This is a genomic window from Herbiconiux sp. UC225_62 (genome assembly GCF_042694625.1).
Lineage (GTDB): Bacteria > Actinomycetota > Actinomycetes > Actinomycetales > Microbacteriaceae > Herbiconiux.
On record NZ_CP170551.1, the window covers coordinates 2,931,929 to 2,947,138 of the forward strand.

A 15,210-nucleotide genomic window follows, 5' to 3' on the forward strand; every position below is an offset into this window, starting at 1 on the left:
GAAGCCCAGCAGTAGCCGCCCAGCAGGAGGCGCGGCGCGAAGTGTTATAGTTCTCGGAGCACCCCGCTCGTCGGGGTGACTTCGCGTGCCCACCAGGCAGCAGCATCCGATCGGTCCCGTGTTCGAGAGAACGCCAACGGGCTGGATGCGTGCCGGGCACCAGGATCCGCGGCCGTCGTCGCGGAGCAAACCGAGAACAGAAGGAGTACGGCAATGGCCGTCGTCACCATCCGCCAGCTGCTCGACAGCGGCGTTCACTTCGGGCACCAGACCCGCCGTTGGAACCCGAAGATGAAGCGATTCATCTTCACCGAGCGTTCTGGCATCTACATCATCGACCTGCAGCAGTCGCTGGGCTACATCGACAAGGCCTACGACTTCGTCAAGGAGACGGTCGCCCACGGCGGCACCGTGCTCTTCGTCGGTACGAAGAAGCAGGCCCAGGAGTCCATCGCCGAGCAGGCGACCCGCGTCGGCCAGCCCTACGTGAACCAGCGCTGGCTCGGTGGCCTCCTCACCAACTTCCAGACGGTCTCCAAGCGCCTCGCGCGCATGAAGGAGCTCGAGGAGCTCGACTTCGAGGACACCTCGAAGAGCGGCTTCACCAAGAAAGAGCTGCTCATCAAGAAGCGCGAGCTCGACAAGCTGCACAAGTCGCTCGGCGGAATCCGCAACCTCACCAAGACGCCGTCGGCGCTGTGGGTCGTGGACACCAAGAAGGAGCACCTCGCGATCGACGAGGCCAAGAAGCTGGGCATCCCGGTCATCGGCATCCTCGACACCAACTGCGACCCCGACGAGGTCACCTACCCGATCCCGGGCAACGACGACGCGATCCGCTCCGTCGCCCTGCTGACCCGCATCGTGGCCGACGCCGCCGCCGAGGGCCTCATCCAGCGTCACCAGAAGCCCGAAGAGGGCGACGCCCCCGCCGAGCCGCTGGCCGAGTGGGAGCGCGAGCTGCTGCAGGCCTCCGAGAACCCGCAGAGCGAGGCCGAGAAGATCGAGGCCGTCGACGGTGAGATCTCCGGCGAGGTGAACACCGAGGCCGTGGCCGAGGTCATCGCCGCCGAGACCCCCACCGAGGAGAACGACGCCGACGCCGAGGCCGCAGCCGACCTCGCCGCGATCACCGACGAGACCCTCGTGGTCGAGCACCACGTGGTCTCCGACGCCGAGGCCGAGGCGAAGATCGAGGCCGAGGCCACCGAGGCCGAGAAGGCTCCCGCCGCCGAGTAGTCGCCCGCCGTTCACGCGTGCACCACGCGGGAGCGGCATGCTGACACCGTCACCAACTTTTCAAGGAGTTTGAACAAACATGGCAACAATCAGCCTGGCTGATGTCAAGGCGCTGCGCGAGCAGCTCGGCACCGGCATGGTCGACACCAAGAACGCCCTCGTCGAAGCCGACGGCGACATGGAGAAGGCCGTCGAGATCCTGCGCCTCAAGGGTGCGAAGGGCAACGCGAAGCGTGCCGACCGCTCCACGAGCGAGGGCCTCGTCGCCGCGACCCAGGAGAACGGCGCCGCCACCCTGATCGAGCTCGCCTGCGAGACCGACTTCGTGGCCAAGGGCGAGAAGTTCATCGCCCTCGCCGACAAGGTGCTGGCCGCCAGCGCCGCCGCCGGCGCGTCGACCGTCGAGGAGGCCCTCGCCGCCCCCGCCGACGGCAAGACCGTGGCCGACGTCATCAACGACGAAGCCGCGATCCTCGGCGAGAAGATCGAGCTGCGCCGCATCGCGCGCCTCGAGGGCGAGAACTTCGAGATCTACCTCCACAAGACCTCCAAGGACCTGCCCCCGCAGGTCGGCGTGGTCGTGGCCTACACGGGTTCGGATGCCGAGACCGCTCGCTCCATCGCGCAGCACATCTCCTTCGCCGACCCCCAGTACCTCTCCCGCGACGACGTCCCCGCCGACGCCGTCGAGAAGGAGCGTGCGATCGTGACCGAGATCTCGAAGAACGAGGGCAAGCCGGAAGCGGCTCTGCCCAAGATCGTCGAGGGTCGCGTGCAGGCCTACTTCAAGCAGGTCGCCCTGCTCGAGCAGGACTACGCGAAGGACAACAAGCTCTCCGTCGCCAAGGTGCTGGCGGATGCCGGCATCACGGTCACCGGTTTCGCCCGCTTCAAGGTCGGCGCGTAATCACGGAATGAACGAAGGGAAGGCCCGGGTCGATCATCGGCTCGGGCCTTTTCGCTGCCCGGAGCCCCGGGCACGGGACAGGTAACGGTAGCCTGAACACGGGAACGACGAAGGGACGCATCTGCATGTCAGAGCCGGAAGCCAAGCGCAGGGTACTACTCAAACTTTCCGGTGAGGCATTCGGGGGCGGAGCCCTCGGAGTCAATCCCGACGTGGTGAGCAGCCTGGCCCGCGAGATCGCCGAAGCGGCCAAGGAGGTCGAGGTCGCGATCGTCGTCGGCGGAGGCAACTTCTTCCGCGGCGCCGAACTCTCGCAGCGCGGGATGGACCGTGGCCGAGCCGACTACATGGGCATGCTCGGCACCGTGATGAACGCCCTCGCCCTGCAGGACTTCCTCGAGCAGGCCGGGGCCGAGACCCGCGTGCAGTCCGCGATCTCGATGACCCAGGTGGCCGAGCCGTACATCCCCCGCCGCGCCATCCGTCACCTCGAAAAGGGCCGCGTCGTGATCTTCGGCGCCGGCGCCGGACTTCCGTACTTCTCCACCGACACGGTCGCCGCCCAGCGCGCGCTCGAGATCCACGCGGTCGAGGTGCTCGTGGCCAAGAACGGGGTCGACGGGGTCTACTCCGCCGACCCGCGCGTGGACGCCGACGCCGTGAAGCTCGAGAAGCTCACCTACAACGAGGCGCTGCAGAAGGGCCTCAAGGTGGTCGACTCCACCGCGTTCAGCCTCTGCATGGACAACGGGATGCCGATGCACGTCTTCGGCATGGAGCCCGCCGGCAACGTGGCCAAGGCCATCCGGGGTGAACGGATCGGCACCTTGGTGGCCACGAGCCACTGAGCCGCGATCCGGTTCCGGGCCACCGGCGCCCCCACTGACTACACTTGTCACGACTGATTCACTAAGGAGTTCCCGTGATTGCGGATGTACTGGCCGATGCGACCGAACGCATGAACAAAGCCGTCGAGGTGACGAAGGACGATTTCTCCAACGTCCGCACCGGGCGCGCGAACCCCGCGCTGTTCCAGAAGATCCTGGTGCCCTATTACGGCACGCCGACGCCGCTGGCGCAGCTCGCTTCGCTGCAGAACCCCGAAGCGCGCACGCTCATCGTGACGCCCTACGACAAGGGCGCGCTGCGCGACATCGAGCAGGCCATCCGCGACGTGCCGAACCTCGGCGCGAACCCCACGAACGACGGCAACATCATCCGCATCACCCTTCCGGACCTCACCGAGGAGCGTCGCAAGGAGTATGTGAAGATCGTGCGCACCAAGGCCGAAGACGGCAAGGTGTCGATCCGCAACATCCGTCGCAAGGCCAAGGACGACCTCGACGCGCTGAAGAGCGAGGTCGGCGACGACGAGGTGTCGCGCGGCGAGAAGGAGCTCGAGCAGATCACCAAGAAAGCGGTCGACGCCATCGACGACGCCCTGAAACGCAAGGAAGCCGAACTCCTCGAGGTCTGACCTCGACCGGCCGCCCATGAGCCACGACTCCGAGCCCGAGCCTCCCGGGGCGCCGCAGGTCAAGCGCGCGCGCTCCTTGTCGCGCGCCGACATCCAGGCGCAGGTGCGGGCGCGCAAGGAGCAGTTCGACGAGGCGAACGAGAAGATCGCGGAACGCACGGGACGCAATCTCATCTCGGCCATCGCGATCGGCATCGTGCTGGCCGCGGTCATGGTCTTGAGCCTGGTCTTCCTGAAGTGGATCTTCATGATCCTGGCGGCCGTGCTCGTCGCCTTCGCCACCCTCGAGCTGGCCACGGCGCTCCGTCACGCCTCCATCCACGTCCCCCGCATCCCCAGCATGATCGCGGGCGTGGGTCTCGTGCCCGCGGCGTTCTTCTGGGGCGCGGAGGGTCAATGGCTGGTGTTCGTCGCCGGCGTGGTGCTCGTGGTGGTGTGGCGGCTCCTGGAGGTGGCGTTCATTCCGCCGCGACCGGATGCCCGCGGTCTCGTCCGCGACGTCGCCGCCGGGGTCTTCGTGCAGGTCTACGTCTCGTTCCTCGCGAGCGCCGCGGTGCTGCTGCTATCGCAAGAGGGCGGGCAGTGGTGGGTCCTCTCGTTCATCATCGTCGTGGTGCTGGTGGATGTCGGGGCGTACGCCAGCGGCCTGAACTTCGGGAAGCACCCGATGGCGCCCACGATCAGTCCGAAGAAGACCTGGGAGGGTCTGGCAGGCGCCGTGCTGGTGGCTCTGATCGGCGGCGTGCTGCTCGCGATCTTCCTGCTCCAGCAGCCCTGGTGGTTCGGCCTCATCTTCGGTGCCGTGATCGCGATCACCGCCACGGTCGGCGACCTGTGCGAGTCGCTCCTGAAGCGCGACATCGGCATCAAGGACATGAGCAGCTGGCTTCCCGGGCACGGCGGTTTCCTCGATCGGCTCGACTCGATCCTGCCCTCGGCGGCCGCCGCCTACGTGCTCTGGGTCATCGTCGCGAGCTGACGCGACCGGCCATGGGAGGAGTTGCCAGCGAATCGTTGGCACAATAGAGCCGTGAGCGTACCGTTTCCCCGCACCCGCAACTCGACCCTGGGCTACGACGTCGACGAGGTCGACGAGTTCCTCGCCAAGGCGCGACTGGCGTACGACGAGCGCAACGCGTCCTCCGGGGCGTACACGCTCACCAGCGACATCGTGCGGCACACCGCCTTCACGATGCAGAAGGGCGGCTACTACGCCCCGGCCGTCGACGCCGCCCTGGAACGCCTCGAAGACGCCTTCGCCCTGCGCGAGCGCGACCGGGCCTACCAGGCGGCGGGCGACGAGGCGTGGTTCGCCAGCGCCCGCAGCCGCGCAGCCGAGATCCTCGCGCGCCTCGAGCGGCCCAACGGTCAGAAGTTCCGGCGTGCCGGCTTCCTGCGCGTCGGCTACCACCCCAAGGACGTCGACGCCTTCACCTCCGCCCTCACGGAGTACTTCCGCTCGGGCGCCGACGTCACGGTCACCGACGTGCGCACCGTCGTCTTCCGTTCGCGCCGCGGCGGGTACAACGAGGCCCAGGTCGACGCGGTGCTCGACGCCGTCGTCGATGTGATGCTCGCCGTTCGGTAACGTCGGAGAATTCCTGCGCGCACGGCGGATTCCGCTGAACGATCGTGCGTCAGCATCCGATTTCCCGCGTCGAACATTTCGATCGCGTAAAGAATGGCCGCCCGGTCCGTCCCCCGGTTGGGTGACGACCTTCGAGTGTGTTAACCATGTCTCACAGCAAATGCGTGCTGTGCGCTCTTCTCTGCGCCCGGTGCGCACCGCAACATGATCAGGAAGAGGTAATGACGGATATGACATCCGCATCCAAATTCGCCCGACGCACTCTCGTCGTGGCCGCCGGTGGTGCCGCCTTCGCGCTGGTGCTCACTGGTTGCGCCGGTAACTCCGGCAGCACGGCATCGGCGGGCGACGCCATCATCGTCGGCACGACCGACAAGGTCACCACGCTCGACCCGGCCGGCTCGTACGACAACGGCTCCTTCGCCGTCATGAACCAGGTCTTCCCGTTCCTCATGAACACCCCCTACGGCAGCCCGGACGTCGAGCCCGACATCGCCGAGAGCGCCGAGTTCACGAGCCCCACGCAGTACACCGTGAAGCTCAAGGAGGGACTGACCTTCGCCAACGGCAACGAGCTGACCTCTTCCGACGTCAAGTTCACCTTCGACCGCGACATCGCGATCGCCGACCCCAACGGCCCCTCGTCGCTGCTCTACAACCTCGACAGCGTGGACACGCCCGACGACCTCACCGTGGTCTTCAACCTGAAGAACCCCGACGACCAGGTCTTCCCGCAGATCCTGTCGAGCCCGGCCGGCCCGATCGTCGACGAGGACGTGTTCTCGGCGACCGAGATCACGCCCGACGAGGACATCGTCAAGGGCGAGGCCTTCGCCGGTCAGTACAAGATCACGAACTACGACTTCAACAACCTGATCTCCTACGAGCCCTTCGACGGCTACAAGGGCGTCCTTCCTCCGGCCGAATCGGCCGTCAACGCGAAGTACTACGCCGACTCGTCGAACCTCAAGCTCGACGTGCAAGAGGGCAACATCGACGTGGCGTTCCGGAGCCTCTCCGCCACCGACGTCGACGACCTGTCGAAGAACGACAAGGTGAAGGTGTGGGACGGCCCGGGTGGAGAGATCCGCTACATCACGTTCAACTTCAACACCCAGCCGTTCGGCGCCACGACCGCTGACGCCGACCCGGCGAAGGCCACCGCGGTGCGCCAGGCCGTCGCCGACCTGATCGACCGCGAGGAGATCGCCGACCAGGTCTACAAGGGCACCTACACCCCGCTGTACTCGTTCGTGCCCGCGGGTCTGACCGGTGCCACCGAGGTCCTGAAGGACACCTACGGCGACGGATCGGGCGGCCCCTCGGTCGACAAGGCGAAGGCCACCCTCGAGGCGGCCGGCGTGACCGGCCCCGTGGAGCTGAACCTCCAGTACAGCCCCGACCACTACGGTCCCTCCTCGGGCGACGAGTACGCGCTGATCAAGGACCAGCTCGAGTCGTCGGGCCTGTTCACGGTCAACCTCCAGTCGACCGAGTGGGTGCAGTACGCCAAGGACCGCACCGCCGACGTCTACCCGGCCTACCAGCTCGGCTGGTTCCCGGACTACTCCGACGCCGACAACTACCTGACGCCGTTCTTCCTCAAGGAGAACTTCCTCGGCAACCACTACGACAACCCCGAGGTGAACGACCTGATCCTGAAGCAGGCCTCGACTCCCGACCCGGCCGCGCGCCAGGCGATCATCGAGGACATCCAGGCGAAGGAAGCCGTCGACCTGTCGACGGTGCCCTACCTGCAGGGTGCCCAGGTGGCCGTCGCGGGAACGGATGTCGACGGGGTCACCCTCGACGCGTCGTTCAAGTTCCGCTACGCGCCGCTCACCAAGGGCTAGGCACGAGCGCCAGAAACACCGCGGGCTAGAGTACTTGCTAGCCCACCGCACGGGGGCGGCCGGTCACACCGGCCGCCCCTGCTGCGCCCGGCACCGACTGATTGGCAATGATGACGACTAGTACGCTTCCGACCGACGCGCCGTCGGTGGTCGCTCCGAAACCGAAGAGCGCGGGAGGGGGCCTCGGCCGCTACCTCCTGGTGCGCTTCCTGCTCATCTTCCCGACCATCTTCATCCTGGTCACCCTGGTGTTCGTGCTGATGCGCAGCATCGGCGATCCGATCACCGCAGCCCAGGGCGGCAAGCTCCCCGCCGATCAGTTGCAGGCGCTCATCCACGAGGCCGGTTACGACCGGCCCGTGATCGTGCAGTACTTCGAATACCTCGGCCAGATCTTCACGGGCAACTTCGGCAACACCCTGAGCGACAACCGCCCGGTCACCGAGGTGCTCCTCACCTACGGCGCCGCCACGCTCGAGCTGGCCTTCTACGCCCTCATCGTGGCCTTCATCGTCGGCATCCCCCTCGGCATGCTCGCCGCCTACTTCCGCGACCGGTTCCCCGACGCGGTGCTGCGCATCTTCGCCATCCTCTGCTACGCCACGCCCGTGTTCTTCGCGGGCATGCTGCTCAAGCTCGTGTTCTCGGTCTACCTGCAGTGGCTGCCGGTGGCGGGGCGGGCCTCGACCCGCACCGAGTTGGCGATGCAGAGCCTGCCGAACAAGACGGGCATCTACCTGATTGACTCGATCGCCCTCGGCAGCCCCGCCGCGGTCGGCGACGTGCTCTCGCACGCGGTGCTCCCGGGCATCGCCCTCGGCCTCCTGACGGCCGGCGTCTTCCTGCGGCTCGTGCGCACCAACGTCATCGGCACCCTCGGCACCGACTACGTGGATGCCGCCCGGTCGCGCGGCGTGAGTGAAGGCCGGCTCGTGCGCAAGCACGCCTACAAGCCGGCCCTCATCCCGATCATCACCGTCATCGGCCTGCAGATCGCGATCCTGCTCGGGGGCGCGGTGCTGACCGAGACCACCTTCGAGTGGAAGGGTCTCGGCTTCCAGCTCGCGGCCTACCTCGCCGCCCGCGACTTCGTGGCCGTGCAGGGCATCGTCGCCCTGCTCGCCGTGATCGTGGCGCTCACCAACTTCGTCGTCGACGTCATAGCCGCCTTGATCGACCCGAGGGTGAGGTACTGACATGAGCACCACGACAGAGACCGTCGCCGCCCTCCCTCCCACGAAGAACGGGTTCTTCGGGCGTCTCCCCGTGCTGAAGCAGCTCCGCCAGAGCGTCGGGCTGCAGCGCGGGATGCTCGTCACCGGCCTCGTGGTCACGGCGATCTTCGTGCTGGTCTCGATCTTCGCCCCGCTGATCGCCCCCTACGGCTTCGCCCAGTTGCGGGGCCCCGACGGCCCGTTCGGCGCCCAGCAGCCGCCGAGCCCCGAGCACATCATGGGCACCACGGTGGGCGGCTACGACGTCTACTCCCGCGTGATCTGGGGAGCGCAGACCGCGATCCTCGTCATCATCATCGCCGTGATCTTCTCGATCTTCATCGGCATCCTGCTCGGTCTCATCTCCGGCTACATCGGGGGATGGCTCGACCGCGTGCTCGTGGTGATCGGCGACGCCATCTACGCGTTCCCCTCGCTGCTGCTCGCAATCGTGCTCTCCATCGTCATCTCCGGCGGCCAGTCGAGTCTGTGGGGCGGCATCTTCGCCGCAGCACTGTCGATCACGGTGGTCTACATCCCGCAGTACTACCGGGTGATCCGCGCCGAGACCATCCGCATCAAGGCGGAGCCCTACGTGGAATCGGCCAAGATGCTCGGGGCGTCGACGCCGCGCATCATGTTCCGGCACGTGCTGCGCAACGCCACCCGCACGCTGCCGATCATCTTCACGCTGAACTCGTCGGAGGCCATCCTGACGCTCGCGGGCCTGGGCTTCCTCGGCTTCGGCATCGAGCCCACCGCAGCGGCCGAGTGGGGCTACGACCTCAACAAGGCGCTCTCCGACGTGACGAGCGGCATCTGGTGGACGGCGCTCTACCCGGGTCTGGCCATCGTGCTCGCCGTGCTCGGCATCACCCTGGTGGGTGAGAGCCTCAACGACCTGGCCGATCCTCGGCTGCGCGGCCGCAAGCGCGTGAAGGCCAAGTCGGGAGCCATGTCGGCCACGTCGGTCGACGCTCCGCTCCCGTCGGATCTCGACATCCTCGACGAGAACGCGACCGCCCCGAGCTCGACGGATGGCGCGAACTCGACGGATGGACTGGAGAACAGCAAATGAGCCGCGTCGTCGACATCAAAGACCTCTCCATCTCCTTCGCCACGGATGCCGGCGCCGTCAAGGCCGTCGACGGCGTGAGCCTCTCGGTCAACCGCGGTGAAGTGCTCGCGATCGTGGGGGAGTCGGGCAGCGGCAAGACCGTGACCGCCAAGACGATCCTCGGCCTCCTGCCCGAGACCGCCACCACCGGCGGCGCCGTGCTGCTCTCGAACCGCGCCGGCACCTCGGTCTCCGACGTCGTCTCGCTCTCCAAGAAGCAGCTGCGCGCTGTGCGCGGTGCCGACGTCTCGATGGTGTTCCAGGAGCCCTCGACGGCGCTCAACCCGGTTTACACCGTGGGCTGGCAGATCGCCGAAGGGCTTCGCGCCCACGGCAAGCTGTCGCGCGCCGAGGCGAAGCGCGAAGCCGTCGAGATCCTGCGCAAGGTCGGCATTCCGGAGCCCGAGGTGCGGGTGAACTACTACCCGCACCAGTTCTCGGGCGGCCAGAAGCAAAGGGTGGTCATCGCCTCGGCTCTGGTGCTGAACCCCGGCCTGATCGTGGCCGACGAGCCCACGACCGCACTCGACGTGACGGTGCAGGCCGAGATCCTCGAGCTGCTGCGCCGCCTCCGCGACGAGTTCGACACCGCGATCGTGCTGATCACCCACAACATGGGCGTGGTCGCCGACCTCGCCGACCGCGTGGCCGTGATGTACCAGGGCAAAGTCGTGGAGGAGGCGGATGCGAAGACGCTGTTCGCGCATCCGCAGGCCGACTACACCAAGCGTCTGCTCGACGCGGTTCCGCGCATCGGGCAGGGCCGGGTGCGCACGGAGGAGCGACAGCGGGTGCGGGCCGAACGCGCCTCCGGCGGCATCGTCGACGTGCCCGTGGTGGAGGCGACGAACCTCACCATCGAGTACGCGGCCCGCTTCGGCCGCAAGGGCTTCCGGGCGGTCGACGACGTGTCGTTCCGCATCGGCCCGGGCGAGGTGCTGGGACTGGTGGGGGAGAGCGGATCGGGCAAGACCACGATCGGCCGCGCCATCGGCGGCCTGACCCGCATCACCAGCGGCTCGCTGAAGGTGCTCGGCTTCGAGATGCTCGACTTCGCCGAGCGGCGGTTCAAGCCACTGCGCGCCGACATCGGCTTCGTGTTCCAAGATCCGGCGGCCAGCTTCAACCCGCTGCTGACGATCGCCGACGCGGTGGCCGAGCCGCTCGTCATCCACGGGCGGGCGAAGAACCCGGCGGAGGCGCGCAAGCGGGTCGACGAGCTGCTCGAGGCGGTGCAGCTGCCGAAGAGCTACGGCGACCGCTTCCCGCACGAGCTGAGCGGCGGACAGCGGCAGCGGGCCAGCCTCGCGCGCGGCCTCGCGCTGGAGCCGAAGCTGCTGATCGCCGATGAGCCCACCTCCGCGCTCGACGTCTCGGTGCAGGCGCGTGTGCTCGAGCTCTTCGCCGAGCTGCAACTCGAGTTCGGCTTCGCCGCCCTGTTCATCAGCCACGACCTCGCGGTGGTCGACCTGCTGGCCGACCGGATCGCGGTGCTCTACCACGGCCGCCTGGTGGAGGAGGGCACGGGCGCCGAGGTGCTCGGCGACCCGCGCGACCCGTACACCCGCCGGCTGCTGGCCTCGCTGCCCGTGCCCGACCCGGTCGAACAGGCCGCGCGCCGCACGGTTCTGGCCCGGATTCAGGCCGAGGCCGGTGAGAACCCAGCCCGATGAGCTAAAATCGGTCGAATCGTGGCTAAGCACTCCCTGATCGAAGCGCGCACGCAGACCTCCACCCGGGTTCGTGGCGGCGACCGGCGAACCACGAACCCCGGTCGGGTCACCTTGCAGGTGCTCGGTCTGGCCGCCGTCACGGGGTGTCTGTTCGTCACCGTCGTGGCTCCCAACGTGGGGTCCACCGCCACGGCGTCGTCGTCCTTCGCCGGGGAGTTCACGGAGTCGGAAGCCTCGGCCCAGACCCTTGCCGTGAGCGGAGCCGTGGCATCCGGAGTCTTCCGCGACGCCTACGGAGTGACCGAGGCGCCCCCGCCTCCGCCCCCGGTGATCGAAAAGGCTTCCACCGGGCCGGCCGTCGACACGGGCTGCCCCGACCCGAATCTCGCGTCGCCCGATCCGGCCGGCGCACAGGTGATCGCCGCCGCCCTCGCTGCCGAGCGCGGGTGGACGGGAGCGCAGTTCGACGCCCTGGTCGCGCTCTGGAGCCGCGAATCCGGATGGCGCGTCAACGCGCTCAACAGCTCCAGCTGCGCCTACGGCATCCCGCAGGCGCTGCCCGGGTCGAAGATGGCCACCGCCGGTGCCGACTGGGCGACCAACCCGGCCACGCAGATCACCTGGGGCCTCAATTACATCCAGGGCGTGTACGGCGATCCGGCCACAGCACTTGCGCATTCCGACGCGAACCACTGGTATTGATACCGATGTCTTCCACGCGCGCGTCCACCAACCCCGTCATCCGTACGGGGATTCAGGTGATGGCGTTCGGCGTCGCCGCCGCCTTCGTGCTGCTCTTCGCGGTCGATCCGCACTCGGTCGGCGCGAACGCCTCGCAGAACTTCGCACCCACGGTCGTCGCCGCTGCCGGGGGCGAGCAGTCGCTCGACGTGGCCGCCGGAGCGTCGCAGTCGGTGACGCGCGACGGCTACACCGTGAAAGACCCGCCCGCGCCCGAGCCCGTCGTCGTGCCGGTGGCCGTGAAGGCGGAGCCCTCGACCGGCACCTCGGCTTCGGCGCCCGCTCCGGCCGGTGGCGGATGCGAGGCCAACGTCGTTCCGACGCCCGGACCCCCGGAGGCGGGCAGCCTCCAGGACATCGCCTACCAGGCGGTCATGGGCTACGGCTGGGGCGAGCAGAACTACTACTACCTCCTGGCGCTGTGGAACCGGGAGTCAGGCTGGAACCCGACCGCCTCGAACCCGTCCGGCGCGTACGGCATCCCGCAGGCCCTTCCCGGCTCGAAGATGGGGCCGGGCTGGGAGTCCGACCCTAACGTGCAGATCAACTGGGGCCTGCAATACATCGCGGGCGTCTACGGCACGCCGTGCGAGGCCTGGGCGTCGTCGGAGAATCGCGGCTGGTACTAGCCCGTCCGACGAAACCGGATGGCGCATCCGTGGACGGTTCCGAGCGGCGCCGGGGCGTTCAGTAGGCTGATCGCATGAGGCCCGAACTCGTCGCCGTGATCTGCCTGATCATCATCGTCGGAGTCTCCGTGCTCTCGCCGAAGCTGCGGCTCGCGACCCCGATCGTGCTGGTCGTCATCGGCATCCTCATCTCGCTGATCCCCGGCATCCCGCCGGTGCACGTGCCGTCGGAGATCATCCTCGCCGGTGTGCTGCCGCCGTTGCTCTACTCCTCGGCCATCAACCTGCCTCTGGTCGACTTCCGCAAGAACTTCGGCGCCATCTCGATGCTCTCGGTGCTCCTCGTGATCGTGAGCGCCCTCATCACCGGCTTCCTGCTGTTCATGATCCTGCCCGACCTCGACCTCGCCGCGGCGATCGCGCTCGGCGCCGTGATCAGTCCGACGGACGCCGTGGCGGCGACCTCCATCGGCAAGAAGCTGGGGCTGCCCCCACGACTGATCGCGGTGCTGGAGGGCGAGAGCCTCGTGAACGACGCCTCAGCCCTCGTGCTGCTGCGCTCGGCGGTCGCGGCCACCGCCGGAACGCTGGCCTTCGCGGGCATGGGCGGCGTGGCCATCGACTTCGCCTACTCCTCAGTGGTGGCGATCGCGGTGGGGCTGGCGGTGGGGATCATCACGGTGTTCCTGCGCTCGAAGCTCCACGACTCGGTGCTCACCACCGCGGTGTCGTTCATCATCCCCTTCATCGCGTACATCCCGGCCGAGGCGATCGGGGCATCCGGAGTTCTCGCCGTCGTGGTGGCGGGTCTCTACACGGGGCACATGGGTGCGAAGTACTTCTCCGCCTCGACGCGCATCAGCGAGCGGCTGAACTGGCGCACCATCCAGTTCCTGCTCGAGAACGGCGTGTTCCTCCTGATGGGGCTGGAGCTGAAGGACATCTTCCTCGCAGCCATCGCGCAGAGTGACGAGAACTCCAACCTCAACGCGGTCGGAGCCGTGGTGCTCGGCATCGGGGCTGCGATCGTGCTGCTGATCATCCGCTTCGCCTTCGTGGCACCGTTGCTCTCGGTGCAGAGAGCCCGGGCACGTCGACGAGATCCCGGCGGCGCCGAAGCGACCGAGTCGACCGGCTGGAAGGGCGGCGTCGTGCTCTCCTGGGCCGGGATGCGCGGGGTGGTCACGGTCGCGGCGGCCCAGTCGCTGCCGGAGGCGACGCCATACCGCAACCAGCTCGTGCTGATCGCGTTCACCGTCTCGATCGTCACGCTCATCCTGCAGGGCGGGACTCTGCCGTGGATCATCGGGGTCACCAAGCTCCGGGGCATCGACGAGGCGGCGGACCACGCCGAGTTCGCCACCCTCGTCGACGAGCTGCGGGCCGCAGGGCTCCAGGTGCTCGAGGCCCCCGAGGTCAGCCTGCCGAACGGTGAGGTGGTCGACGAGAGCGTCGTCGACCGGGTGCGCAGCGACGCGGACCTGAGGAGCGAATCGGCCTGGGAACGCGCGCACTCCGAGAACGAGGAGATCGGCACCCCGCACCGCCAGTACCGGGTGCTGCGGCTCGAGGTGCTGAAGGCCGAGCGCACCGCCTTGCTCGAGGCCCGCGGCCGCGGCGAGTACGCCTCCCGCATCCTGGTGCGGGCTCAGCTCATGCTCGACCAGGAGGAGTCGCGGCTGCAGCAGACCGACGGCTCCGACATGCACTGACCCGGGCGCTCGTAGACTGGAGCCATGCCTCGCAACAACCGTCCGCGCCGACGCGCGGGAGACGGCGACGAGGAGTCCGACCTGACGCACCTGCTGGCCGGGTGGAAGCGCGTGGAGCACCGCCGTGACGGCGACTGGAACGTGCAGCCGGTGTCGGGGGCGTCCGCGGTGAAGGAGTACGTCTGCCCGGGCTGCGGTCTCGTGGTGGCTCCCGGGGTCGCCCATCTCGTCACCTGGCGCGCCGACGGCGTGCTCGGCGACACCGCCGACCTCGCCGCCCGTCGGCACTGGCACAGCCACTGCTGGAGGATCGGAGCCTGACCGTGAGGGGAACGACGCGATGACCGAGATCGAGATCCGCAGCGCCACCGAGCTGCCCGCACGCCGCGAGGAGATCGAGTTGCACACCGACGACGGGGTGACCCTGGTCGCTGAACTCGCGCTGCCGCTCTCGGGCAACCCGGTCGCGACACTCGTGACGCTGCATCCGCTGCCCACTCACGGCGGCTTCATGGACTCGCACATCCTGCGGAAGGCAGCGGCCCGGCTGCCCGCTCTGGCCGATCTCGCCGTACTGCGCTTCAACCTCCGAGGCGTCAGCTCGCCCCGCGGCACGAGCGGTGGCTCTTTCGACGGAGGGGACGCCGAGCGGTATGACGTGAAGGCCGCGATGGACTTCGTGGCCGAGCGCGGGCTGCCGCATCCGTGGCTCGTGGGCTGGTCGTTCGGCACCGAGCTGGTGCTGCGCTACGGGGCGCAGTATCCGATCGACGGCGCCATCCTCCTCTCCCCGCCGCTCCACCGCGCGACCGAGGCGGATGTCGCGGCCTGGGAGGGCAACGGCAAGCACTTGGTCGCCGTCGTGCCCGAGTTCGACGACTACCTGCGGCCCGCCGAGGCCCGCGAGCGTTTCGCGTCCGTGCCGAGCATCGAGCTCGTGGCGGTGGAGGGCGGCAAGCACCTCTGGGTGGGGGAGCAGCAGACCCGGCGCGTGCTCGACGAGATCGTGGCCCGCGTCAACGCCGCCGCGTATCCGTTGCCGACGACCTATCGCGAGTAG

Annotated in this window: 15 protein-coding genes; all 15 read left to right on the top strand. The window is 68.1% G+C overall.

The window, feature by feature from the left end; all coding sequences use genetic code 11:
- Window positions 1–213: 213 nt before the first annotated feature.
- The 15 genes from rpsB to ACFJGU_RS14375 all read left to right on the top strand — a co-directional run bounded on the left by rpsB (window position 214) and on the right by ACFJGU_RS14375 (window position 15,210).
- Window positions 214–1,239 (top strand): 30S ribosomal protein S2, encoded by a 1,026-nt coding sequence (gene rpsB, locus ACFJGU_RS14305; RefSeq protein WP_382304169.1) that lies wholly within the window; start codon window positions 214–216, stop codon window positions 1,237–1,239.
- 79 nt (window positions 1,240–1,318) lie between these two features.
- Complete coding sequence (gene tsf, locus ACFJGU_RS14310) at window positions 1,319–2,146, top strand: translation elongation factor Ts (protein WP_382304170.1); 828 nt, start codon at window positions 1,319–1,321, stop codon at window positions 2,144–2,146.
- A 125-nt stretch (window positions 2,147–2,271) separates the two neighbouring features.
- A complete protein-coding gene (gene pyrH, locus ACFJGU_RS14315) occupies window positions 2,272–2,994 on the top strand; it encodes a UMP kinase (RefSeq protein WP_382304171.1) in 723 nt (240 codons plus the stop codon).
- Between the two features lie 74 nt (window positions 2,995–3,068).
- Complete coding sequence (gene frr, locus ACFJGU_RS14320) at window positions 3,069–3,623, top strand: ribosome recycling factor (RefSeq protein WP_382304172.1); 555 nt, start codon at window positions 3,069–3,071, stop codon at window positions 3,621–3,623.
- Between the two features lie 16 nt (window positions 3,624–3,639).
- Complete coding sequence (locus tag ACFJGU_RS14325; protein WP_382304173.1) at window positions 3,640–4,602, top strand: phosphatidate cytidylyltransferase; 963 nt, start codon at window positions 3,640–3,642, stop codon at window positions 4,600–4,602.
- 51 nt (window positions 4,603–4,653) lie between these two features.
- Window positions 4,654–5,211, top strand: coding sequence for a DivIVA domain-containing protein (locus ACFJGU_RS14330; RefSeq protein WP_382304174.1), 558 nt, complete (start codon window positions 4,654–4,656; stop codon window positions 5,209–5,211).
- 230 nt (window positions 5,212–5,441) lie between these two features.
- Window positions 5,442–7,064: an ABC transporter substrate-binding protein gene (locus ACFJGU_RS14335; RefSeq protein ID WP_382310377.1), complete on the top strand. Its 1,623-nt coding sequence runs from the start codon at window positions 5,442–5,444 to the stop codon at window positions 7,062–7,064.
- Window positions 7,065–7,174: 110 nt separating this feature from the next.
- Window positions 7,175–8,260, top strand: coding sequence for an ABC transporter permease (locus ACFJGU_RS14340; RefSeq protein ID WP_382310379.1), 1,086 nt, complete (start codon window positions 7,175–7,177; stop codon window positions 8,258–8,260).
- Window position 8,261: 1 nt separating this feature from the next.
- Window positions 8,262–9,356: an ABC transporter permease gene (locus tag ACFJGU_RS14345; protein ID WP_382304175.1), complete on the top strand. Its 1,095-nt coding sequence runs from the start codon at window positions 8,262–8,264 to the stop codon at window positions 9,354–9,356.
- Window positions 9,353–11,068, top strand: a complete 1,716-nt coding sequence (locus ACFJGU_RS14350) for a dipeptide ABC transporter ATP-binding protein (protein ID WP_382304176.1) — start codon at window positions 9,353–9,355, stop codon at window positions 11,066–11,068. The genes ACFJGU_RS14345 and ACFJGU_RS14350 overlap by 4 nt, the downstream gene beginning before the upstream one ends.
- An 18-nt stretch (window positions 11,069–11,086) precedes the next feature.
- Entirely contained in the window at window positions 11,087–11,770 is a 684-nt protein-coding gene (locus ACFJGU_RS14355; RefSeq protein WP_382304177.1) for a lytic transglycosylase domain-containing protein, read from the top strand.
- A gap of 5 nt (window positions 11,771–11,775) precedes the next feature.
- Window positions 11,776–12,438 carry a transglycosylase SLT domain-containing protein gene (locus tag ACFJGU_RS14360; protein ID WP_382304178.1) on the top strand — a complete coding sequence of 221 codons (663 nt, stop codon included), beginning with the start codon at window positions 11,776–11,778 and terminating at the stop codon, window positions 12,436–12,438.
- Between the two features lie 74 nt (window positions 12,439–12,512).
- Entirely contained in the window at window positions 12,513–14,150 is a 1,638-nt protein-coding gene (locus tag ACFJGU_RS14365; RefSeq protein ID WP_382304179.1) for a Na+/H+ antiporter, read from the top strand.
- Between the two features lie 24 nt (window positions 14,151–14,174).
- The gene (locus ACFJGU_RS14370; protein ID WP_382304180.1) at window positions 14,175–14,471 is read left to right on the top strand and encodes a hypothetical protein; all 297 of its coding nucleotides are present in this window, start codon (window positions 14,175–14,177) and stop codon (window positions 14,469–14,471) included.
- A 19-nt stretch (window positions 14,472–14,490) separates the two neighbouring features.
- Window positions 14,491–15,210 (top strand): alpha/beta hydrolase, encoded by a 720-nt coding sequence (locus ACFJGU_RS14375; RefSeq protein ID WP_382304181.1) that lies wholly within the window; start codon window positions 14,491–14,493, stop codon window positions 15,208–15,210.